Raw genomic sequence first — 23,001 nt, forward strand, 5'->3', positions numbered from 1 at the left:
TTGCACTTACGAGGTGCTCCTCTTGAGCGGTTGGAAGTCGGCGTCGCAATCGACATCCTCCCTGCTCAGGAGGGCATTCTCGTTCTACGCCACACTCACGACGCTCGCCGCGGCTGGTGGATCTGGGTTCAGTGCGGCGGTGACCTGGCCGGTGGCGATGTCGAGCGCGGCGAACAGCGTCGAGGTGCCGTGGCGGTAGTAGTCGTGCGAGCGGCGCTCGATTCGACCTTCCTGCATCGGCAGGATCGGCACGGTCCGGTCGAGGGCCTGGATCTGGGACTTCTCGTCTGATGTGAAGTCCTCGGTTATGTGAAGGTGTCGGTGTTTGCGCTGGTGGGGGCCTCGGGCTGGGCTGGTCTCTTCGCATAACAGCGAGGTTCAGATTGCTTGACGGAGCCAGGTGAGCAGGTCTTGCCGGGAGGCCTGGTCATAACGGCTGGGTCCGAGGGTGTGCGCGGCAGCTGCTTCGATGGCTTGGCGCTTCATCTCCGGGTTGGCTTTGGCGTAGACCTCGGTGGTGACGATGGAGGCGTGCCCGAGGATGTCGCGGATGTAGATCAGATTGACTCCGTTTTCCAGCAGGTGCATCGCCTTTGAGTGACGCAGCATGTGAGGGGTGACCTTCTCGGGCACGAGTTCGGGGCGTTCGTCGTGCGCGGTGCGTGCGCATTGGGCCAGGATGTAGGCGGCGCCGGCGCGCCCCAACTGTTCTCCGGCCCTATTGGTGAACACGGGCCCGGACCCGGACGGGCCGTGGGGAAGCGCGCCGACGTGTTGGGTGAGGATCTGCGCGGCCCGCGGCGTCAGGGGCACGATGCGGGACTTGCGGCCCTTCCCGGTCAGAGTGACGCTGGCGGGTTTGTCGAGGTGAAGGTCCCTGATCGATAGATCACAGGCCTCTTGGACTCTGGCACCGGTGTCGTAGAGCGTCGTCAGCAACGCCAGGTCCCGCGCTCCGCGACGACGTGCGGCGTGCTCCAGCAGCAACCCGACCGCTTCCGCGGGCAGGTAGCCGATGGCCGGTTCGGGAGCCTGAGCGGCTTTGACGCCCAGGACCTGCCGGGCTTGTGTGACCTGCTCGGGGGCCTGGGACTGGACGTAACGGAAGAACGACTTCAACGCGGCCAGCCGCTGGTTGGCGGTGGCCGCGGAGCATTGCCTGTCGGTGCGCAGCCAGCCAAGGAAGGCCGCCACGTTTGGCGCGGTGAAGTCGGCGAAGGAGACCTTGTCCGGCGGGGTCGCCTGCTGCTGATCCATGAACCGTAGGAACAGCGTGAACGCGTCCCGGTAGGCGACGACGGTATGTCGGGAGCAGGCACGGGTGACGGGCAGGTAGATGGTGAGGAACTGGGCCAGAGTGTCGGCGAACGGGCGGGCGGTGGCCATCTCACACCGTCCCGTGCGGGAACACGCCCGCGTAGGTGTCGGCCATGGCCTGCTCGATGCCGGCCCAGGCCGACGGATCGAGGCGCAGGTAGTACTCCGCAGAGACGATGTCGGCGTGTCCCATGTAGGTTGCCAGCAACGGTAGCGCCGCGTAGATGTCGACCCCGTCGGCCTGCATCTTCGCCAGGCAGGCCACCGCATAGGAATGGCGTAGGTCGTGGGTGCGAGGAGCGCGGCCGGTGGCCGTGGTGACACCTGCTTCGAGCATCAGCCGCTGAATGTGCGCGGTGGCTGAGCAGGGGTGGTAGCCCCCGCCCCGCGGGGACGGGAAGAACCACGCCTCGGGATCCTCGAGGACAAGGCCGACAGCGACCGCGTAGTGGTGGGCGAAGGACCCCAAGGACTGCGACATCGGCACCAGTCGGGTCCGGTTGTGCTTGGCCTTGCGGACGGTGATCACCCCCTGGGCCAGGTCCACGTCACCGACCCGCAAGGACACTGCCTCCCCGATCCGCAGCCCGCAGCACCACAGCAGGCGGACCAGCATCGCGTACACCGGCTGCGTCTGCGGCCCGCACCGCGACACAGGACGGGCGTCGGCGCACGCGATCACCCGGGCCATCTCCTCGGCGGTGACGATCCGGGGAGCGAACGAGCGGGCTCGGCGCGGCTGCGAGAGTTCTGGCAGCACCCATGCCTCGATTCCCTTCCATCGCAGGAACAGGGCGAACTGGCGGGCGATCCCCCGCCTGCCAGCGGCGGAGCCGGCGGACTCGCCGTCGCGGGGCCGGGCGAACTCCTCGGCCGCGTCCCTGGTCAGCCCCCGCTCGTCGGTGGCCCGCCCGGCCAGGAACCTCGACAGACGCCGGACCAGGTAGAGCCGACTGTCGGGGTAGACGTAGCCGAGGTTCCGCTTGTAGTCGACGTACTCGTTGAACAGCTCCGGGAACGCCCCGTCGAGGATGATTTCAGCGGGCATCGGGCACCTCCAGCGCCAACGGGCGCAGGTGAGCGACGTCTACCCGCAGATACCTGCGGGTGGTGTTCGCGTCGGTGTGTCCCAGCACCGCACCGATCACTGGATAGGCAGTCCCAGACTCGAGCATCCCGACCGCCGCAGAATGCCGTAGGGCATGCAGTCCCCGGTGCCGCTCGGATGTCTCGATCCCTGCCCGGGCGAAGCACCCGGTCACAACCTGGTGGAAGTGGTTGCCCACCGCGGGCGGCTGCAGAGGTGCCCTGTGGCGCAAGAATACGTGCGGGTCCTCGACTCCTGACCGCTCGTTCTTCCAGTAGTCGATGATCGACAGCGCGCACTCATCAGGAAGTGGCAGGTCGAGGCGTCGACCAGTCTTGTGCTGGACCAAGGACAGTCGCCGGTTCGCCCAGTCGATCTGGTCGAACCGCAGTCCCTTGATGTCCCCCGAGCGCAGCCCGAGCAGCGAGGCGAGCAGCATGACCGCCCGGTCCCGCAGGCTCGACCCGGACCGGTTGCCGGCCTCGGCCAGCGCCCCGGCAACCTCGCCCGGCCGGTAGACCGAGGGCAGCACCGCGTCCCTGTCGGTGACGATCACCGGAAACATGGCGCCCAGGGCAGGATCGGCGCCGTGCTCGCAGACCGCGAACCGCAGGTACTCACGTAGGAAGTACAACTGGCCAGCGCGACTGGAGGCGGCCATCGGCGCAAGCGAACCAACGTAGGCGGACACGTCCAGCACGCTGAGCGCCGCCACCTGCCGTACCCCCAGTCCGACCAGGAACGTCAGGAACCGGCGCAGCATCCCGGTCTTGCCGCGCACAGTCGCTTCGGCCAGACCACGTCCGGCCAGTGAGGATGCGTATGCCTCGAACTCCGCTGTGAAGACCTCGGGCACCGGGATCCTTCCGCGACCGGCCCGCAACTCGAACCGGCCCGTCTCGACCACATCGAACAAGCAGCCCACAGCCCGGCGGCAGAACACCTGCCACTGCTCAGCGCGGTCCGCACCAACGGCCGCGCAGAACCGTGCAGCAGCCTCCCGGTCCGGATGCCGAACCCCGCTCTCGGCGCAGTACTCCCCGAACTGGCCCCAAATGCGTCGGTAGTTCCGTATAGAGCCAGGCGAGTAGCCGGCCCCCTCCATGAATGCGGCACCTTGAGCCGCCATCTCGGTGACAACTGACATCAACGATCAACTCCTCGGTCGGATGACATGACCAACCAAGGAGACCGCGTTATGTGAAGTAACCAACCCCGCCCGAGGCCCCCACCAGCGCAAACACCGACACCTTCACATAACCGAGGACTTCACATCAGACGAGAAGTCGCAGGTCCAGGCCTTGCAACGATCTCAGCCGGCGCTCCCGATGATGCCCGGGATGCCCGAGCGCCGCACCCACGACTACGTCCGCCACGGCACCACCACGTTGTTCGCAGCGTTCAACACCGCCGACCCCTGTGCGTCAGAGTTGAGTGAGACACCTCCTCTGAGTTCCTTCCCTTGCACGGGGTGAGAAGCGAGAACGAGCACGATGACGATGACGACGGCTGATGTGGCCAGCAGTGGTAGCGATGATGGGGTCATGGGACCCAGGGCTGATCGACCGAAGCGGCGTAGGTTCACCGCCGAGTACAAGGCGCAGATTCTTGCGGAGTACGAGGCTGCTGAGCGTGGTGTGCGCGGGAGCGTCCTGCGTCGTGAAGGCCTGTACTCCTCTCACATCATCGAGTGGCGTCGCGCCGCGCAGGCCGGTGCCGCAGCCGGTCTGGCGCCGGCGACCCGCGACCGGCGCGAGCGCGAACGTGACCGTGAGGTCGAACGACTACGAGCACGAGCGGAGAAAGCTGAGGCCGAGCTCGCCAAGCACAAGGCGGCGCTGGACCTGATGGGAAAAGCACACGCGCTCTTGGAGACGCTCTCCGAGAGCGCGGACCTGGCCGGCCCGGTAAACCCGGTGAACCCGGTGGACGAGAGGCGGTCGAAGAGGTGATCGTGGCGCTGGTCGACGAGCTCGCAGCGTTGACCAGCCTGGCCATGGCGTGTGCGTTGCTGGGCCGCTCGAGGGCCAGTCACTACCGCGCCGTGAAGGAGGCCGAGCGGCGTGCGGGGTTGCCGTTCGGGCCCGAACCCGCACCCGTACGCCCACCGCGCCCGACGCCGCCGAACGCACTGTCCGAGGCTGAGCGCCAGCGGGTCCTGGGGGTGTTGACCGAGCCGAGGTTCGCGGACAAGGCCGTCGCGCAGGCCTGGGCGACCCTGCTCGATGAGGGGACCTACCTGTGCTCGATGTCCACCATGCACAGGGTTCTACGCGCTAACCACCTGGCCGGCGAACGCCGCCGTCAGGCCACGCACCCACCCAGGAAGAAGCCCGAGCTCCTCGCCACCAGATCAGGGCAGGTTTGGTCGTGGGACATCACGAAGCTCCGCACCCAGGTCCGCGGGGTCTACTACGACCTCTACGTCGTGATCGATATCTACTCCCGCTACATCGTGGCCTGGACCGTCCAGGCCCGCGAGGACTCCGAGATCGCCAAGACGATGCTCGAGGAAGCAATGGGGGTGCATGGGATCCCTGATGCGATCCACGCCGACCGCGGCACGTCGATGACCTCGAAACCCGTCGCGCAGCTGCTGCTGGACCTCGGCGTCGACCGGTCCCACTCCCGACCCCACGTCAGCAACGACAACCCCTACTCCGAGGCGGCGTTCAAGACCCTGAAGTACGCCCCGGTCTTCCCGACCAACTTCGGGTCCCTGCAGGACGCCAGGGCGTTCTGCGAGAGCTTCTTCGCCTACAACCACGAACACCGTCACTCCGGGATCGGGTTGCACACCCCGGCATCGGTCCACTACGGCACAGCCGTCGAGGTCCGCGCCCAACGCCAGGTCACCCTCGACCAGGCCTACGCCGCGAACCCCGAGAGGTTCACCCGCAGCCGGCCAGAAGCACCGAAGCTACCCGCCGCGGCGTGGATCAACGACCCCTCGAGGGCGGCCCTCATACAGACCGCCTGAACCCGACTGTCTCACCAGCCTTGACATCTTCCGCTCGACCGTGCCCAACCCCGAGGCCAGAAGGTCCCAATACAACCGCTCCTTCTCCAGATTCCGCTTACGTCCTCGACGAGCCATCTCGACACACTCCATGGGCTGAGTGTTGCGACGATGACTAGAACTCAAGCGGCACCAGGGGGTCAGGATTCACCCGGCAGCGACATGGGGTCCGATACACACGACGCGACCCTCTGGGCGCGCACGTGGCAAGGGACTCACCGGTGCTGGTGCGATACGCCGACGACTTCGTCGTCATGTGTCACACCTTGGACCAAGCAGAACAGGTCCGGCACCGGCTGGCTGGGTGACTGGCCCCGAGGGGGCTCGCGTTCAACGAGGACAAGACACACATCGTCCACGTTGAGCGGGGCTTCGACTTCTTGGGGTTCAACGTCCGTCGCTACGACGGGAAGCTGCTGATCAAACCCAGCCAGGCGGCGGTGAGGCGAATCCGGGAACGGCTCGCCGCGGAGGTGCGCTCCCTGAACGGGGGCAACGCCATTGCGGTGATCCGTAGGCTCAACCCGATCATTCGGGGTTGGGCCGCCTACTACCGGGGAGTGGTTTCCAAAGAGGTGTTCTCCGCGATCGATCATTACCTGTGGGGACGCCTCTACCGGTGGGCACTGCGTGCCCATCCGAACAAGTCGAAACATTGGGTCGTTGACCGGTACTTCGACACGTTCAACCAGTCCAGGAACGACCGGTGGGTCTTCGGTGACCGCGACAGCGGCATCTACCTGCGGCAGTTCGCCTGGACAAAGATCGTTCGCCACAAGATGGTCATGGGCACAGCGTCTGTCGACGACCCCGCCCTTGACTGGTACTGGGCCTCGCGGCGACGCAAAGCGCATGCGCAACTCGGCGGGCGCACCGCGTCCCTGCTGCTTCGGCAGCGGGGACTCTGCCCCGGCTGCGGAACGCTGCTGCTGCACGCCGACCACGGACCGCAGTCCCCACGCGAGTGGGAGCAGTGGACCCGTGTCCTGACGACGGCGCTACGCAAGACCAGCGTCGTTCTGGGAGAAGTCCACGGCGACGATCAGACCACGCGCCTCATGCACGCCGACTGCCGACGACGTGAGCAACGACAACGGCAAACGGTCCAGCGACAACAGAACCGACGCCCTCAGGGGCTTGCTTGAGCCGGATGCGGTGAAAGTCGCACGTCCGGTTCTGAGGGGGCCCGGGCGCAGCAATGCGCTCGGGCTACCCGACCAACTTTGCCACACGTCCCCCGCGACCTCGGCAGTGTTCGACGATCCGAATCTCGTGTCGTCGGCCGGCCTGGTCCCGGTCGTCTCGTTGGCCCGCTCGGCCGGGCTCGGCGAGCTGGCCCAGACCCATCTGAGTGTGCCGACCGACAAGGGTGCGAACGCCGGGCTGAAGGTCACCTCGCTGGTGGCGGGGATGGTCGCCGGCGCCGACTCAATCGACGACATGGCGCTGCTGCGCCATGGCGGGATGGGCCGGGTCTTCGCAGGCGCCTACGCGCCCTCGACGCTGGGTTCGTTCCTGCGCTCGTTCACCTTCGGCCACGTCCGTCAGCTCGACGCGGTGGCATCGAGGTTCCTTACCCGGCTGTCACCCGGCTGGCTGCCCAGGCACCGCTGATCGCTGCGCCGGATGAGAATGGCGATCGGGTGATGCTCGACATCGACGACACCATCGTCGAGGTCCACGGCTATGCGAAGCAGGGGTCGGGCTACGGCTACTCCGGGGTCCGCGGCCTCAACGCGCTCCTGGCCACCGTGAGCACGAAGGACAGTGCGCCCGTGGTCGTGGCCCAACGGCTGCGGAAAGGATCATGTGGTTCTCCGCGGGGCGCGGCCAGACTCGTCGCCGACGCATTGAAGACCGTCGGCTCACTGTCCTCGGCCACGCCGTTGGTGCGAGCCGACAGCGCGTTCTACGGATCGGCCACTGTCGGGGCCGCGATCAAGGGCGGAGCCGACGTCTCGGTCACTGTCCGCCTCGACAAGCGCGTCAAAGCCACCATCGCCACGATCGGTGACGACGCCTGGACTCCGATCGAGTACACCGACGCCGTGTTCGACGAACAGGCCCAGACCTGGGTCTCTCGAGCCGAGGTCGCCGAGATCCCCTTCACTGCCTTCACCTCGAAGAAGACGTCCGAGCAGGTCACCGGCCGACTGGTGGTCCGACGAATCCCCGACCTCAACCCGGCAGGGAAGGACGGGCAGGAGACCCTGTTCGACACTTGGCGCTTCCACGCCTTCTTCACCACCACCGCCCATGAGGTGGCCGATACCGTGGCAGCGGACAAGACCCACCGCGGTCACGCGATCATCGAGCAGGTCCACTCTGAACTGAAGAACTCCGCACTCGCGCACCTGCCCTCGGGCAAGTTCACCGCCAACGCCGCCTGGCTCGTGCTGGCCGTGATGGCGTTCAATCTGACCCGAGCAACCGCGACCATCACCGGCCCGGGATTGGCCAAGGCCACCACCGCCACGATCCGCCGCAAACTCATCGCCGTCCCGGCCCGGATCGCGTGCTCCGCACGACGAGTGACCCTGCACCTGCCCACGGCCTGGCCGTGGGAGACCGCCTGGACCGAGCTCTTCACCCGGGTCTGCGGACCACCGCCGGCACCGACCACCTGACCACTCCGCAGCCAACCGCTGCGCAACCGGAGCACACGAGTGGAACACCCGGACACCGCGGTCCGGAGAATCGTCGCGCTCCCGCGCCCTCATCCCACGACGGCCACGATCACTCATCCCGACCCGGCCCATCGGTGGATCGAGGCTTAGCGTGGAGACAGCGACGACGCTTGGTGACGGTCAGAGCCCTACCACAGCAGGGGAATCTGGACCGGCTTGGCCTGGGTTAACTCCACGCTAAGCGACATAGGACGGTTCTTCGGCTACGTCACCGCCGACCTACTCCAACGCTCCGATCACCGCAGCGTCCAAGCCCTCGAGTCCGACATCCGCAAATGGGTCACCGCCTGGAACGAGAACCCCAAACCATTCGTATGGACCAAGACCGCCGAACAGATCCTCGGCAAGCTCGGACGACTTATCCAACGAACTTCAAATCCGGGGCACTAGGCGAGGTACTTCTCGAGCGCGAGACAGCCCCGGCGCACATCTCTTCGTAGCCGCAGCTCGGCCACCAACCTGACGCGAGGACCCGGCGTTTCCCGCACCCAATTCTGATACACCTCGGCGCCCACAGGCCCTTGGCGTGGGTGGGGAACTCGGCGTCGCCCACGACGCCGCCGGTGTTGGTGTCAACCACTGCGTAGTGGTGGGTCGCGACGTGGGTGTCGACCCCGACGACGAATCGGTAGGTGTCTGCGACGATGGTCATGAGCGATGTGTTCCTCCTGCCAGATGGACTGTCGTTCGCCGGTCGAACCGGCCGGACCATCCCGGGGCGAAGTAACTAAGCGGCACTACTGCGATGGGTCACCACACCCCGCGCGAACGAGGTGTGGGACAGGCCTCTGATCAGGCCAACATGGTGGGCCGGTTGGCCGGCCGGTTCACCACCGTGATCGGACAGGTCTCAGACAGGACACCGACGACACGAGCCGTCGGGTCAGCCTGAATCGGGCTCACGATCACGATGGAGAACCAGCCGGGGATCACCCTGCCAGCCAGCCCCAGGCCAGCCACCGCCCACTCTCACACCCTGAATCGCGTCATGATTGGGTGTCAACCAAACCTGGGGCAGTCCCCCGGGGTGCACCAGCCAGTGTCCAGTTGAGTTGAGCCATGCATCGAGAACTGGGAAGGACACGCTAGCCGACCGAGCACGCGGCGGCCTCCCGGTCGTCGTGCCCACACGACAGGGATCCCCACGACCGTCCGCCGAGACGCATCGAGCAGATAACACGACCTCCAACTCGCGAACTACGTTCCAACCTGCTAGACCGTCAGGATGTGGACGCTGCCGGCTGCCGCGTCCAGCCCGGTGGCGGCGCCACCCAGCATCTGGGCAAGGCCGACCTTGGCGCCAGGTACCTGGCTGGCTCCGCTGCGCCCGCGCAGCTGGTCGGTGATGTCGCAGACGACCCGGACGCCGGATGCGGCCAGCGGGTGGCCGAGGGACAGCAGCCCACCGCTCGGGTTCACGGGGATGCGCCCGCCTAACGAGGTGGCGCCGGAGCGGAGCAGACCCACGCCATCACCGCGCGCGCACAGCCCCAGGTCCTCGTAGTGGACGATCTCTTCGCTCGCGAAGGCGTCGTGCAACTCGACGACGTCCACGTCGGAGGGCGCCACACCGGCCTGCTCGTAGGCGAGGGCCGCCGCCCGCGCACCGAGCTCGAGGGTCGTGATGTCGGAGCGCCGGAAATCGTAGTCGCCCGAGACCAGCGCTGATCCAGCGACGCGGACCGGTGCTTCGGCGTACTTCTTCGCCACGTCGGCGGACGCCATGACCACGGCGGCAGCCCCGTCGGTGTTGGGGCAGCACTGGAGCAGCGTGATGGGGTCGGCGATCATCCGGGAGGCCAGTACTTCTTCGACGGTGAAGCGCTTCTGGTACTGCGCTCGCGGGTTCAGGGCACCGAAGTCATGCGCCTTGACCGACACCTGGGCGAAGTCCTCAGGTGTCGCGCCGTGGGTCGCCATGAGACGTTGCGCCTGAAGCGCGAACAGTACGGGCATGCTGAGTCCGAGCTGACCGTCGAGGTCGTCCCTGTCCGGCGGGATCAGCTTCCCGGCGATCGGACTCGTGGTCATCGACTCGACACCGATGGCGATGCCGAGGTCGACGAAGCCGGCGGCGATGTCCTTATAGAGGCTGCGGATCGCTGTCGATCCACCCGCGCACGCGTTCTCGACGTTGACCATCTCGACGCGGGTGACGCCGAGGTCCTTCATGATGGTCTGGCTGGTGATCATGGCGTCGTAGACCCGGGAGGAGAAGACGGCCTGTATCTGGGCGGAGTTGATGCCTGCGTCGGCGATCGCGGCGCGGGCGGCCTGGCCTCCCAGGTCGGCGATGCTGCGCTCGGGCATTTTGCCGAAGTCACTCTGTCCCACTCCGAGGACGAAGACCTCACGCATGGGCGGATTCCTTTCCGGGCGCAGGGACGAAGCGGTAGGCGAGCACGTCCTGCTCCTGCTCACGCCACATCGGCACGATCTCGAGCGTCATCGGTGTGCCGGGCGCCGGAAGGTCCTCGCCGGCGGAGATCGCGAGTTGGGCGAAGACCCTCACGCCGTGGGGCATGGTCACGTAGCCGACGGTGTAACCAGGTGGGTAGCGGTGGTTGCCCATGTGCACGACGGTCGCGCAGAGCAGCTCGCCGTCTGAGCCGAGTTCCACGGGCTCCTGCGCTTCGCTGCCGCAGTCGAGGCAGCGAGGAGCGGGCGGATACGACGTGTGGCCGCACGCGGTGCAGCAGCTCGCGAGCAGGGTCGGACCTGCCGCTGTCTCGCGGAAGAGTCCTTCGCGCAGGGGAACGGGGTTGGTCACGTCGATGCTCCTGGTTCTAGGTCGCGGTCCATGGGAGGACGGGTCAGCTCGGCGGGAGGATCATCCCGGCGTCCAGCCGGATCGAACGGCCGTTGTGCATAGGGTTTCGGACGATCTCTTCGATCAACATCGCGAACTCCGCGGGCTCGCCCATGCGCCGTGGGAAGAGCGACTGGGCGGCGAGCTCCGCCTTCAGGGCGGGAGGGACCTGGTCGTAGATCGGCGTGTCGAAGGCACCGGGCGCTACCGTCATGACACGGATTCCGTGCTGGGCGAGCTCACGGAACAGCGGCATCGTCAGGCCGACGAGGGCGGCTTTGGAGGCGCTGTAGGCAATCTGCCCGATCTGGCCCTCCCACGCCGCGCCGGACGCGACGTTGATGATGACACCACGTTCCCCGCCGGCGGTAGGCTCGCTGGCCGCCATGCCGGGGGCCACGCTGCGCATCACATGGATCGGGCCGTAGAGGTTCACCTTGATCCCCTTGTCGAAGACCTCCATAGGCAGCGGTCCGCGGCTGGACAGGAGCTTGGCGGGGGCGGCGACGGCGGCGGCGTTCACCACGACCTGGACGGCACTGTGCTCGGACTCGACGGCCGCCACGGCCATCTCGACCTGGTCGAGCTGGCTGACGTCGACCTTGTGGTAGCGGTAGCGCTCCCCCAACTCGGCGCGGAGGGCGGCTCCGCGTTCGTCGTTGAGGTCGAACGCGGCGACTGCCCGGGCTCCGAGCTCGAGCAGGCGGCGGGCAGCGGCCTCACCTAGGCCGGAGGCGCCACCGGTCACGATGGCTACGACGTTCTCTATCTTCACGGCTTCTCCCGGGAGCGTTGTGGTTCTCGGTGCCGGGTCATCGGCCCATGACCTCGCGGCCGATGGCGGACCGGGCGATGATGAGCTTCTGGATCTGTGGCGTGCCGTCACCGATTTGGAAGCCGGACACGTCGCGCAGCAACGCCTGCAGCGGCAACTCCTCCGACCAGCCGACATGGCCGTGGAGCACGATGCAGTCCTGCACCGCCTGGAAGCCGACCTGGGGTGCCCACCACTTGAGCATTGCCGCCTCGACGGTGTGCGGCCTTGCGTTGCTGCGTGCCTCGAGCGTGGACGTGGCCAGGGCTCGGATGGCAGTGAGGTACGTCAGGTGTTCGGCGATCGGGAAGGTCACGCCCTGGTAGTGGCTCAGCGGCTTGCCGAAGCTCGTGCGGGTCTTGACGTGCTCGATGGTCAGGTCGATGGCCCGCTGGGCGATGCCGACGACCATGAACGCGATGAGGGTGCGCGTCAGGTCGAACTCGTTCATGATCATTGCGAACCCCTCGCCGCCCTGACCGAGTTGGTGCGAGTGCGGAACGAAGACACCCTCCATGGCGATCGAACCGCGGCCGACCGGCCGGAATCCAGGGTCGGCGAAGCGCTGGCGGGACAGGCCGGGTGAGTCCATGGGCACGACGAACGCACTGATGCGCCCCGTGTCGGTCTGACGCGCGACGATGATCGCGAGGTCTGCATCGGGCCCCTGGGTGATCGAGGTCTTCTCACCCGACAGCTCCCAGCCGCCGTCCACGGGAACGGCCTTGGCGCTCAGCGCCTGGGCGTCGGACCCGGACCCGGGCTCGGTGAGTGCGATGGCACAGACTGCTTCCCCTGCGATCACCGGTCCGAGCCAGCGGCGGACTGCCTCTTCCGAAGCGGACTTGACCAGCAGGTCGGCCGTGACGTTGTTGGCGAACACCTGGTAGCCGCAGGCAGCGTCGGCGTAGCTGACTTCTTCGCAGGCGATGCCGAGGGCTTGCAGGTCCGATCCCTGACCTCCCTGCTCCTCGGGGACGCAAAGGCCGAGTAGTCCATTCCTTCCGAGGTCCATAAGGGTATCTCGCGGGTAGGGGGCACCCTGAGCGCGCTCGAGATACCCCTCGAGGAAGGATTTGCGCGCAAACGCGCGAACGCTGTCGCGGAAGTCAGCGAGCTCGTCATGGTCCGTCATCTGGTGCCTCCCGACGTCGTCTTGAACAGCGGCGCACGCTTCTCGGCGAAGGCTCTGAGCCCCTCGTCGACGTCACCGCTGTGCAGGTGCTCGGCGGTGACGAGTCGCTCGAGCCGCAAGGCGCTGGCGAGCGGCTGGTCGAGGCCGTCGTCGATCGCCTGCTTGAACAGGCGCAACGCGCTCGGGCTGCGCCGCGCGATCGTCGTGGCAAGCTCTTCGGCTCGCGTCACAAGCTGGTCGGCCGGGACGACCTCGTTGACCAGGCCCATCGCCTGCGCCTCCTTCGCAGTGACCAGCTCACCGGTGAAGGCGAGGTACTTGGCGCGGGTGGGGCCGACCACCCGTGGCAGCCGGGCTGCGCCGCCGGCGCCGGGGAGGAGGCCGTAGTTGATGTGGCCGTCGCCGAGGCGCGCGTCGGCCGAGGCGACGACTAGATCGCAGTGCAGCGCAAGCTCCAGTCCACCCGCCATCGTGATCCCGTTCAGCGCAGCGATGACTGGCTTCGGCAGCGAGGCGAGCATGGCGAAGGTCTCGGCCGCCCCCTTCTCGAAGGCGAGCAGTCGAGCGGGATCCACCTTGCCGTCCGGGCCCAGCACCTCCTTGAGATCTGCGCCGGCGCAGAAGGCACGGCCCGTCGCCGTGACGACCACGACACGCACGTCCCGCTCGTCCTCGATGTCAGCCAGATGGGCGGCAAGTGCATCGAGCACGCGCTCGCTAAGGGCGTTCATCGCTTCGGCCCGGTTGAGCGACAACCAGGCCACGGGGCCCTTGTCGATACGAGTGACGGCGGCTTGCGTCACTGCGCTCATCGATCCCCACCCTCGGCGCCGATCTCTGCACCCATGGCGCGCAGACGCTTCTTGTCGATCTTCCCGACGAGGGTGGCGGGCAGCGCGTCGACGAGGTGGATCTCCTTAGGCGCCTGGTGCGCGCCCTTCGCGTCGCGCACGAGCCGCTTGAGCACGGCCTTGTCGATGGCGGCTCCCTCGTGGGGGACAACGAACGCGGTGACCGCCTCGCCCCACTTGTCGTCCGGCATGCCTACGACCGCCACCGCGGCGACGTCGGGATGCGCCGCGATCACGTCCTCGACTTCCTTCGGATAGACGTTGAACCCGCCTGAGATCACCATGTCCTTCTTGCGGTCCACGATGTGGAGATAGCCCTGCTCGTCACGCATCGCCATGTCCCCGGTATGCAGCCACCCATTGCGCAGAGTCTCCTCGGTCAAGTCGGGCCGGTTCCAGTAGCCGGACATGATGACTGGCGAGCGGACACAGAGCTCACCGGGAATCCCATCAGGGACCGGCTGGTCGGCTTCGTCGACGATCGTCACCGTGGTGCCGATGACCGGACGCCCGCACGAACTGAGCAGGTCCGGACGCCCAACCGGGTCGTGCTCCTCACGTAGGAGGCTCGTCGTAACGCCGACGCACTCAGTCTGACCATAGCACTGGACGAACTTCTGCCCGAACCGGTTCAGGGCCTGGGTGAGCCGGGAGGGCGAAATCGGTGCTGCGCCATAAACGAAGGTCTCGAGCGAGCTCAGGTCCGCGTCCTCCGATGTGGTGTGGTCGAGCAGGGCGTTGATCATTGTCGGCACCGCGAAGGTGCAGTTGGCCTGCTCCTTCTCAATCGCCTGCACGAAGGACTTCGGCTCGAAGCCTTGAAGCAAGATGACCGTGCCGCCGCGGGCCAGGGTTGGGAAGAGCGGCAGCACCCCGGCATGCGTGATCGGCGGTGCGACCAGGTAGCGGGGCTTGGCGGGGAGTTGCCAGCTCGTCAGCACCGCCTTGCACTGCTCGGCCATCGCTCGGTGCGAGAGCATGACGCCCTTCGGCGTGCCGGTGGTCCCGCCCGTGTACTGCAGCCAGGCGAGGTCCTCCTGGCCGGCCGGGCCCGGCTCGAGCGGCTTCGGGTCGTAGCCCTCGATCAGCTCGAACAGGTCCTGCCCAGCGTCGGACTCACCGAACACGAGCAGGTGCTTCACCGTCTTGGAGCGTTCGGCGACAGCGGCTCCCACCTCCGCGAATGTCGGATGGACGATGAGGACCTCGATCTCGGCGTCGTCGCAGATCCAGACGTGATCCTCGACGGACCCCATCGGGTGGAGGCCGGTGTAGTGGCCGCCGATGAGGTAGGTCGCCGCCTGGGTCAGCCAGACCTCGGGGATGTTGACACTGAGCGCCCCCACGCCAGACCCATGGGAAATTCCGCGGTCGACGAGCAGCTGCTGTATGCGACTCATGGAGTCGGCCGCTTCGGCGAACGTCATGCGCTGTTCGCCGAGCACGAACGCCTCGTTGTCCGCGAAGCGCTCAAACGCCTCGACGATGAGGTCGCTATACGTCGCTCCGCGCGAGGCGGCCGGGATGGTGGGGGCTGAGTGAGCCATGTTGACGCCTTCCGCCGGATTAACTCATCAGTTAGTCTAGGCAAGTCTTCACGTACGTCAAGGTCGAGTACGACCTCGTTCGAGAAAGGTGCCCACGTCGATGAGCAGTGCAGGTCCAGCTCCGATCCAGGACGGTCTGCTGTACGCCGAAGACCTCGCCGCGCGGGTCGGCGTACTGAGTTCGCTCGGCCCCGTCACCATGACCGAGTCGGAGATCCGCGCCTTCGCGCAGCGGTGGGACCCGCTTCCAATCCACGTCGGCGACGGGGGTCCTTTCGGCGGTGTGATCGCCAGCGGGCTCCACACTTTTGCAGTGTTCCAGCGGCTCGCCGTCGACGCGGCGTACTCCTCCTGGGCCGTCGTCGCGGGACGTGCGATCCGCGAGATGGTGCTGCCGCGGCCGGTCTTCCCTGGGGACGTCCTGACCGGCTGGGTCCGTGTCAACGGCGCCTGTCCCCCGCGCAACGGCATGGCGAAGCTCGAGGTGGAGGGCCGCCTGGAGAATCAGCACGGCAAGACGGTCCTCACTCTGCGCCTCGAGAGCTATGTCAGCACCGCACGGGCCTCGAGACACCGGTGGAGTAGCCTGCAGCCGTCCGGATCCGGAGGGAGCACGTGTGGCCAGGCAACGGGCGACGACCACGGCTGACATCATTGAAGCCGCCGCTCGCGTGTTCCAGACCAAGGGCTACCGAAGCTCGACCATCGACGACATCTGCCTCGAGGCCGGGATCTCCCGTCCGACGATCTACAAGTACATCGAGAGCAAGCTGTGGCTCCTGGACCAGATGGTGGCGCACGTCACGGAGGAGCTCAGCGAGAAGTTGCAGGACCTGCTCACCAGCAACCTCTCGCCCCGCGAGAAGATTCGGGCGGTCGTCAAGCTCCACATCGAGTCAGCGTCCAGCAAACGCGTCTTCTACGCCACCGTCTGGGGTGAGCAACCGGAGTTGTCGGAGCTGGCGCTCCAGTCCTTCCGATCCTGGTCCCACACCGTTACCCGCGATTTCGCCGAGCTCCTGGATGATTACCGCAAGAGCGAGAGACTCGAGCCGAAAGCGGATGGCACGGTCCTGGCAAACCTAACCCTGACCATGCTCACCAGCCTTTTCCGGTGGTACGACCCACTGGGATCGACCACGCCCGAGGACCTGGCCCACCAAGTGCTGGTGATGCTGTCGGGTCCCCTTCCGGCAATCGACCAAGACGGTGCCTGAGCCAGCTGTGCCCGGACGGGTAGAGCTTGCCCAGGTCGGTGGGGATCTCCGTGCCGTCGCCGTACCTCTTGTGGTTGAGCCGATCGGTGCCGAAGTCCCGACCGCTCCAGGTTTGGTGCCCGCCACCGATTCCGACGCTGACGAGTGGTCCGCCGACGCCCGGCGGCCAGCCCGAGCTCGGGCATCATCGCCGCGACGGTGTTCTCTCCTGCGCCGAACGGTCGCCGTCGCGCCACTCGTAGAACCTTCCCTGCGAACGCCCAGAAACGCCCGACGCGTAGTCGCCGACGGCAGCACGCCGTGGTTCGCCCTCTGGGCGGCGATAGATCCGGCCACGGATACCAGCACATCGCCTCGTGCACCCAGTGGGCCACCAAGCGCTTGGGCACATCACGCTGGCCGAAGCTCGATGATCTCCCTGCGCAGGCGCTGCATCTCCGCGCGCTCGGACTCGCTCAACGGCGCGTTCTCGCGTGACCTCCCCGGCTGGGCCTTGGTCACCCAGGTCCCCAACGTCCCTCGATGATCCCCAACTCCCGGGCCACCTGCGCGATCGGTTTCCTGGTTCCGAGCACCAGCCGGACCGCGCCCTGCTCGAAGTTCGTCGAACTTCGGTACCTGGCCATGGCTCATCGTTTGTGGCGATGCTCCACGCTACGAGGGGAAGCCCATGGAAACTGGTCGGCGAGGGCTGACGGTGTAGACGACCCCGCCGGAGGTTGGGGTGGCGGTGGCCTGGCCGCGGGCGACGAGGAGGTCGAGGTGGGCCTTAGTCTCCATCGCGGCCATGCCTTGGTTGAAGATGTCGAGCTGGTCCCACGGGTGCTCGTGGCGGGTCCAGCCGAGGTGGGTCGCGACGCCCTTCGCGGTCGACGGACCACGGGCGAGGGCAGCGAGGCTGAGCTCGAGCCGCTGCTCGTGGTGTATGAGCAGCTCGTCTACCCGTGCGTGGGTCGACGGCGCGATCGGCCCGTGGGCAGGCAGGAGCTGGAGGTCGGGCAAGGCGCGTACCTTGGCCAGCGAGGTGAGGAAGTCCCTGAGCGGCTCATCAGCGGGCGGCACGGTGAGACCGATCGACGGTGTGATCGTCGGCAGCACGTGGTCGCCGGCGAAGAGCAGGCCCGCCGCCTGTTCGGCGAACACGTAGTGGCCGGGAGTGTGGCCGGGCGTGTGTACGGCGTCCAGCACCCGCGTGCCCAGGTCGACCGTGAGGTCTCCCTCGAGCCAGTTGTCCGGGAGCGCCCAGATCGACAAGTCCGGCATCTCGCCTGGGCCGGCCTCAACCCAGGCCTCGGCGACGTCACGCGCTCCGGCGGTGACCAGGACGTCGTGGAACGGGTTGCGCTTGGTGTCGGGAGTGAGCAGCAGCTCCAGCGCGGGCCGCTCCGGCTCGCCGAGTATGACCTCGGCGCCGTACTCCCGGCCGAGAACCGAGGCCATCGTGAAGTGGTCGCGGTGAATGTGGGTGACGAGGAACCGATCGATGTCGCCGAAGCCGTAGCCGAGCGAGCGCAGGCAGCGGTCCAGCAGTTCGCGGGCCTCGGGAATCGCCCAGCCGCCGTCGACGAGGATGGGGCCGGAATCGGTGTCGATGACGTAGACGTTGACCGCCCGCAGGCCGTCCATCGGCAGCGGCAGCGGGATTCGGTGGATGCCCTCAGCGACCTGCCACGCGCCCTCCGCGGTCCAGTGCGTGCCGGAGTCGGCCGAGATCGCCCGGTGGGTCGGTGTCGTTGGCGTCGTCATGTCATGGACCCCGTCCGAACCGTCACGACGGGCTGGACGACGATCGACCACGTCACCACGTCACCGGCGCGCTGCGGCGAAGGAAGCGTATGTCGTGGATGTCCTCGCCCGCGACGAGGCCGTGCCGCTGGTACACGCCGGTCGCTGCGAACCCTTTGGATGATCCGGGCCGTGTGCAGACCGCTGGCGATCCAGTGCGCGGACGTCGCTGTGCGCGGCGAGATCGCGATCGACGTGGACGTACTGCGGGGCCCGGGCCGAGGCGAACTCGACGACCTCGTTCTCCGTGACCTGATAGGGGCCGCAGTCGATGTCTTGCCCGACGGGCATGTCCTCAGCGGGCAGGAGCACGGGTGCGTTGTCTCAACGTCGGAGCACGTCATAGGGCTCTGGCCACCAGTTCCTTCATGATCTCGTTCGTTCCCCCGTAGATCTTCTGGACGCGGGCGGCGGCGAACATCCGGGCGATCGGGTATTCCATCATGTAGCCGTAGCCGCCGAAGACCTGCAGGCAGCGATCGACCACCTTGTTCTGTATGTCGGTGCACCAGAACTTCGCGAGGGAGGCACCGGCCGCGTCCAGTTCGCCGGCGACGTGCCGAGTGATGCAGCTGTCGACGAGGGTGCGCGCGGCGAGGGCGTCAGCAGCGCACTCGGCAAGGACGAATCGGGTGTTCTGGAACGACAGGAGCGTCTCCCCGAAGGCCTCTCGCTCTTTCGCGTAGGCGATCGCGTGCCTTACAGCCGTCTCAGCCGTGGCTGCCGCCGTGACGGCGATGATGAGCCGTTCCTGGGGCAGCTGCTCCATGAGCTGCTGGAAGGCGTGGCCCTCGACGCCCCCGAGGAGATTGACGGCAGGGATGCGCATGTCGACGAACGCCAGTTCTCGGGTGTCCTGGCCGTGCATGCCGATCTTCTCGAGCACCCGGCCGCGCTCGAAGCCCGGCAGGTCCTGCGTGTCGGCGACGATGAGGGACAGGCCTCGGCCGCCTGGCTCGTCGCTGGTGCGGGCCACGATGATGAGCACGTCGCAGTGGGTTCCGTTGGAGATGAATGTCTTGGAGCCGTTGATGATGTAGTCGTCGCCGTCGCGTACGGCGCGGGTGCGGACCCGTTGCAGGTCCGAGCCAGTGGTCGGTTCGGTCATCGCGATCGCAGCGACGAGTTCACCGGAGGCCATGCCGGGTAGCCAGCGCAGCTTCTGCTCCTGCGTGCCGAAGGCGTTGATGTAGTGCGCGACGATGGTGCTGTGCACGCTGTTGGCCCAGGCGTCGTCGGCGACGTGCGCCTGCTCGGCCGCGATGACCGCTTCGTGTGCGAAGGTGGCGCCGCCGCCGCCGTACTCCTCGGGGATGCTGATGCACAGCAGACCGGCGCGTCCGGCCGCGCGCCAGAAGTCGCGGTCGACCATGTGCTGCTCGGCCCACCGGGCTTGGTTCGGCACGACCTCCTTGTCGAGGAAGGTGCGGGCGAGCTGCTGCAGGTCGTCGAGGTCCTCGGTCAGCCAGGGGGACCGGTAGTCGTCCAGGATCATCGGGTCGTCCTTATCTGCCGGTGAAGGCGGGCGTGCGTCGGTCGGTGAAAGCGCCGATCCCTTCCGCAGCGTCGGACGTGCCGAGCGCGAGGAGGAAGTTGCGCCGTTCGTGGGCGAGTCCTTGTTGAAGCGGCAGGTCGTGGACCCGCCGGGCCGAGTCAGCGGCATACGCCACGGCTCGGGGAGCGTTGGCGGCGATCTGGGCGGCGAGCTCGAGCGCGCGGTCGAGTACCTGGCCGTCGTCGACGAGGTCGGCGACGAGGCCTGCCGTGTAGGCCCATTCGGCGTCGACTGGCGCGCCGGTGAGGAGCATCCGCATGGCCTTGGCCTTGCCGATGGCGTGGACCAGGCGCTGGGTTCCGCCGGCGCCGGGGATCACCCCAAGCTTGACCTCGGGGACGGCGAAGCGGGCCGAGCGCCCTGCGACGGCGGTGTCGCAGGCGAGGACGAGCTCGCAGCCGCCGCCGAAGGCGAGGCCGCGGACCGCGGCGATCGTCGGGACTGGCAGGGAGGCCACGGTCTCGAAGAGCCGGTCGAACGGAAGCGCGTCGAGCGGGGAGGCGGCGACCATGCCGGGGATCTCGCCGATGTCGGCGCCAGCGCAGAATGCCTTGTCCGATCCGGACAGGACGACCGCGCGGACGGCGTTGTCGGCGGCGGCCTCCTCGAGGCGGTCAGCGAGGTGGTCGACGAGTGTGCGGCTCAACGCGTTGAGGGCGGCGGGCCGGTCAAGGGTGAGAACCAGGGTCGTGCCGTGGGCTTCGGCGGACACGAGCTGCTCAGGCATCGGCCTGCTCACCCCCGTAGGCGGCGGCGTATGCCGCGCGGATCTGCTTCTTGTCGAACTTGCCGACGCTCGTACGGGGGATCTCGGCGACGATCTCGATGGCATCGGGCAGCTGCCACGCGGCGAATGCGCTAGACAGGTGGCTGCGGACCTGCTCGAGGGTGATCTCCTGCCCGGGCTTGGGGACGATGAGGACGAAGGGCCGCTCCTGCCACTTCGGGTGTGCCAGTCCCACGACCGCGGCTTCGGCGACGGCCGGGTGGCTGAGGAGCAGGTTCTCCATGTCGATCGAGGAGATCCATTCACCGCCGCTCTTGATGACGTCCTTGACCCGGTCGGTCACCTTCAGGTAGCCATCCGCGTCGATCGTCCCGACGTCGCCGCTTCGCCAGTAGCCGTCGTGGAACCGGCCGGCTCGGTCGTCCTCTGGCATGTTGTGGTAGGTCCTGGTGACCCACGGGCCTCGCATGCAGATCTCCCCCTGGGTGACGCCATCCCATGCGACGTCGTTGCCGACGCCGTCGATGAGCCGGACGTCGACGCCCGTGACGGGCAGACCCTGTTTGCGCTTGAGCTCGAAGAGCTCGTCCTCGCTCAGGCGTTCGCGCACGCTCGGCTTGTAGCGGTTCATCGTCACGAGCGGGGTGGTCTCGGTCGCGCCGTAGGCGTGGACGATCTCGGCGCCGGTCAGGTCTCGGAAGCCGCGCATCATCGTCAGCGGCGGCTCGGTGGCTCCAGACATCATCCGCAGCCGGGACAGGTCCGGCTTCTCGTCGAGGCTCTCGATGTAATGCAACATCGGCAGGAAGATTGCAGGTGCGCCGTTGGTGACGGTGACGCCTTCGGCGATGATCGCGTCGGTCAGCGGTTTGGTGTCCTCGGCCATATAGCGGCCGGGTAGGACGATCTTGTTGGCCATCAGCGTCGCTGCCTGGGAAAGGCCCCACGCCTGGCCGTGGAACATCGGAGTGATGAGCATGGTGCAGTCGTCGAGGACCATCCCGATGTTCGTGGCGATGCCGTACGAGTGCAGGTAGATCGCCCGATGGGAGTAGTAGACGCCCTTGGGTCGGCCGGTCGTGCCGGTCGTGTAGCACGCGCTGTACGCGGAGCGCTCGTCGATCTCCGGCCAGACCAGGTCCGGGCTGGCCGCGGCGACGAGATCCTCGTAGTGGTGCAGGTTGGGCAGGCTGGTCTCGACCTGTGAGAGCGGCTTATCGGTCATCACGACCCATGCACGCACTCCGGGCAGCAGGTGGGCAACGGCCTCGGCGACCGGCAGGAGCGTCTCGTCGACGCAGATGACCGACGTGCCGCTGTCGTCGATCACGAATGACAGGTCCTCTGGCCCGAGGCGGAGGTTGAGCTGGACCAACACGGCGGCAAGGCCCGGGATGGCCCAGTAGAGCTCGTAGTGGCGGCGGCTGTTCCAGTCGAGGACGCCGACACGGTCCCCGGGCTCGACGCCAAGAGCGCGCAGCGCGTTTGCGCCCCGGATCACGCGCTCGTATGCCGCCGCGTAAGTGTAGCGGTCCCAGCCCCCTTCCGGGGTGCGATAGACGATCTCGCGCTCGGGATGCGTGCGTGCGGCGTGCAGGATGAGCGTGGTGGTGTTGAGCTGGACGTCGTCCCCCATGGTCGACGGGTAGCCGGTGACGAGGGGTCGGGTGGTGAAGGGGAAAGTCATGACGGTCTCCTGTTCAGCGGGCGGCCATGCGCAGGGCTCCGTCGAGACGGATCACCTCGCCGTTGACCATCTGGTTTTCGATGATGTGGATTGCGAGGGCGGCGTACTCGGACGGGTCGCCGAGCCGCGCCGGGAAGGGCACCTGCTGGCCCAACGACTCCCTGGCGGCTTCAGGCAGCACGCCCGTCATGGGGGTGAGGAACAGTCCCGGCGCGATGGTTGCCACCCGGATCCCGTACCGCGCAAGCTCGCGGGCGATCGGGAGCGTCATGGCGACGACTCCGCCCTTCGAGGCCGAGTAGGCGGCTTGGCCGATCTGGCCGTCGAAGGCGGCGGCCGAGGCGGTGTTGATAATGACGCCACGCTCGCCGCTCGGGCCAGGCTCGGCGTCGCTCATCGCGGCGGCGGCGAGCCTGATCACGTTGAACGTACCGGCGAGGTTCACCTCGAGGACCTTCATGAAGTCCTCGAGTTGGTGCGGCCCGGACCTGCCGAGCACCTTTTGGGCGACGCCGATTCCCGCGCAGTTGACCACCCCGGAGAGCGGTCCCGGCTGGTGGGTGGCGACTTCGACCGCGTGGGCCACCGCGCCGGCGTCGGTGACGTCGGTCTCGACGAAGACGGCGTCGGCGGGCGCTGTCCCGGCGCGGTCGGCGACGACGACGTGCGCGCCTCGCTCGAGTAGGGCGGCGGTTGTCGCGCCTCCGAGCCCGGATGCGCCTCCGGTGACGAGGAAGGTGCAGTTGCTGATCTCCATGTCGTTG

At 67.3% G+C, this 23,001-nt stretch carries 19 protein-coding genes and 3 pseudogenes; 7 read left to right on the plus strand and 15 right to left on the minus strand.

Features of this window, described 5'->3' with window-relative positions; translation table 11 throughout:
- Positions 1–138: 138 nt before the first annotated feature.
- From IRX98_RS21545 to IRX98_RS22920, 4 genes and pseudogenes are all read right to left on the minus strand, one after another.
- Positions 139–288 (minus strand): annotated as a pseudogene (locus IRX98_RS21545) (IS630 family transposase); the annotation flags it as partial.
- A 90-nt stretch (positions 289–378) separates the two neighbouring features.
- A complete protein-coding gene (locus tag IRX98_RS21550) occupies positions 379–1,386 on the minus strand; it encodes a tyrosine-type recombinase/integrase (protein ID WP_224280318.1) in 1,008 nt (335 codons plus the stop codon).
- A 1-nt stretch (position 1,387) separates the two neighbouring features.
- Positions 1,388–2,365 carry a tyrosine-type recombinase/integrase gene (locus tag IRX98_RS21555; protein WP_224280319.1) on the minus strand — a complete coding sequence of 326 codons (978 nt, stop codon included), beginning with the start codon at positions 2,363–2,365 and terminating at the stop codon, positions 1,388–1,390.
- Entirely contained in the window at positions 2,355–3,260 is a 906-nt protein-coding gene (locus IRX98_RS22920) for a tyrosine-type recombinase/integrase (protein WP_224280320.1), read from the minus strand. The genes IRX98_RS21555 and IRX98_RS22920 overlap by 11 nt, the downstream gene beginning before the upstream one ends.
- A 421-nt stretch (positions 3,261–3,681) precedes the next feature.
- Here IRX98_RS22920 and IRX98_RS21565 point away from each other — a divergent pair.
- The 5 genes and pseudogenes from IRX98_RS21565 to IRX98_RS21585 form a co-directional block, all read left to right on the plus strand.
- Positions 3,682–3,816: pseudogene (locus IRX98_RS21565) on the plus strand (IS630 family transposase); the annotation flags it as partial.
- 81 nt (positions 3,817–3,897) lie between these two features.
- Complete coding sequence (locus tag IRX98_RS23810; protein WP_224280321.1) at positions 3,898–4,356, plus strand: transposase; 459 nt, start codon at positions 3,898–3,900, stop codon at positions 4,354–4,356.
- A gap of 2 nt (positions 4,357–4,358) precedes the next feature.
- Positions 4,359–5,384, plus strand: coding sequence for an IS3 family transposase (locus IRX98_RS21575; protein ID WP_224280322.1), 1,026 nt, complete (start codon positions 4,359–4,361; stop codon positions 5,382–5,384).
- A gap of 419 nt (positions 5,385–5,803) precedes the next feature.
- On the plus strand, positions 5,804–6,568 hold the full coding sequence (locus tag IRX98_RS21580; protein ID WP_224280323.1) for a group II intron maturase-specific domain-containing protein: 765 nt from the start codon (positions 5,804–5,806) through the stop codon (positions 6,566–6,568).
- A gap of 31 nt (positions 6,569–6,599) precedes the next feature.
- A pseudogene (locus tag IRX98_RS21585) lies at positions 6,600–8,050 on the plus strand (IS1380 family transposase).
- 1,272 nt (positions 8,051–9,322) lie between these two features.
- Here IRX98_RS21585 and IRX98_RS21590 read toward each other — a convergent pair.
- The 6 genes from IRX98_RS21590 to IRX98_RS21615 are packed head-to-tail and all read right to left on the minus strand — an operon-like array spanning position 9,323 to position 15,266.
- Positions 9,323–10,468: a thiolase family protein gene (locus IRX98_RS21590; protein ID WP_224280324.1), complete on the minus strand. Its 1,146-nt coding sequence runs from the start codon at positions 10,466–10,468 to the stop codon at positions 9,323–9,325.
- Positions 10,461–10,880: a Zn-ribbon domain-containing OB-fold protein gene (locus IRX98_RS21595; RefSeq protein WP_224280326.1), complete on the minus strand. Its 420-nt coding sequence runs from the start codon at positions 10,878–10,880 to the stop codon at positions 10,461–10,463. Before IRX98_RS21595 ends, IRX98_RS21590 begins: the two co-directional genes overlap by 8 nt.
- 43 nt (positions 10,881–10,923) lie before the next feature.
- The gene (locus IRX98_RS21600) at positions 10,924–11,694 is read right to left on the minus strand and encodes an SDR family NAD(P)-dependent oxidoreductase (protein ID WP_224280328.1); all 771 of its coding nucleotides are present in this window, start codon (positions 11,692–11,694) and stop codon (positions 10,924–10,926) included.
- A 37-nt stretch (positions 11,695–11,731) separates the two neighbouring features.
- Positions 11,732–12,868, minus strand: a complete 1,137-nt coding sequence (locus tag IRX98_RS21605; protein ID WP_224280329.1) for an acyl-CoA dehydrogenase family protein — start codon at positions 12,866–12,868, stop codon at positions 11,732–11,734.
- Positions 12,865–13,680 (minus strand): enoyl-CoA hydratase/isomerase family protein, encoded by an 816-nt coding sequence (locus IRX98_RS21610; protein ID WP_224280330.1) that lies wholly within the window; start codon positions 13,678–13,680, stop codon positions 12,865–12,867. The genes IRX98_RS21605 and IRX98_RS21610 overlap by 4 nt, the downstream gene beginning before the upstream one ends.
- Positions 13,677–15,266, minus strand: coding sequence for an AMP-binding protein (locus tag IRX98_RS21615; protein WP_224280331.1), 1,590 nt, complete (start codon positions 15,264–15,266; stop codon positions 13,677–13,679). Before IRX98_RS21615 ends, IRX98_RS21610 begins: the two co-directional genes overlap by 4 nt.
- A gap of 100 nt (positions 15,267–15,366) precedes the next feature.
- Between IRX98_RS21615 and IRX98_RS21620 the strand changes: the two genes are divergently transcribed.
- Entirely contained in the window at positions 15,367–15,915 is a 549-nt protein-coding gene (locus tag IRX98_RS21620) for a MaoC/PaaZ C-terminal domain-containing protein (protein ID WP_056675141.1), read from the plus strand.
- A complete protein-coding gene (locus tag IRX98_RS21625) occupies positions 15,812–16,483 on the plus strand; it encodes a TetR/AcrR family transcriptional regulator (RefSeq protein WP_082563433.1) in 672 nt (223 codons plus the stop codon). Before IRX98_RS21620 ends, IRX98_RS21625 begins: the two co-directional genes overlap by 104 nt.
- 654 nt (positions 16,484–17,137) lie before the next feature.
- Here IRX98_RS21625 and IRX98_RS21630 read toward each other — a convergent pair.
- From IRX98_RS21630 to IRX98_RS21650, 5 genes are all read right to left on the minus strand, one after another.
- Positions 17,138–18,229 carry an MBL fold metallo-hydrolase gene (locus tag IRX98_RS21630; RefSeq protein WP_056675134.1) on the minus strand — a complete coding sequence of 364 codons (1,092 nt, stop codon included), beginning with the start codon at positions 18,227–18,229 and terminating at the stop codon, positions 17,138–17,140.
- Positions 18,230–18,608: 379 nt separating this feature from the next.
- Positions 18,609–19,763, minus strand: coding sequence for an acyl-CoA dehydrogenase family protein (locus IRX98_RS21635; RefSeq protein WP_224280332.1), 1,155 nt, complete (start codon positions 19,761–19,763; stop codon positions 18,609–18,611).
- Positions 19,764–19,773: 10 nt separating this feature from the next.
- Entirely contained in the window at positions 19,774–20,550 is a 777-nt protein-coding gene (locus IRX98_RS21640; RefSeq protein WP_224280333.1) for an enoyl-CoA hydratase-related protein, read from the minus strand.
- Positions 20,543–22,237, minus strand: a complete 1,695-nt coding sequence (locus tag IRX98_RS21645) for a long-chain-fatty-acid--CoA ligase (RefSeq protein WP_224280334.1) — start codon at positions 22,235–22,237, stop codon at positions 20,543–20,545. The genes IRX98_RS21640 and IRX98_RS21645 overlap by 8 nt, the downstream gene beginning before the upstream one ends.
- Positions 22,238–22,250: 13 nt before the next feature.
- Complete coding sequence (locus IRX98_RS21650) at positions 22,251–22,994, minus strand: SDR family NAD(P)-dependent oxidoreductase (RefSeq protein ID WP_224280337.1); 744 nt, start codon at positions 22,992–22,994, stop codon at positions 22,251–22,253.
- Positions 22,995–23,001: the final 7 nt, after the last annotated feature.

This window comes from Nocardioides lacusdianchii (assembly GCF_020102855.1).
Taxonomy (GTDB): Bacteria; Actinomycetota; Actinomycetes; order Propionibacteriales; family Nocardioidaceae; genus Nocardioides; species Nocardioides lacusdianchii.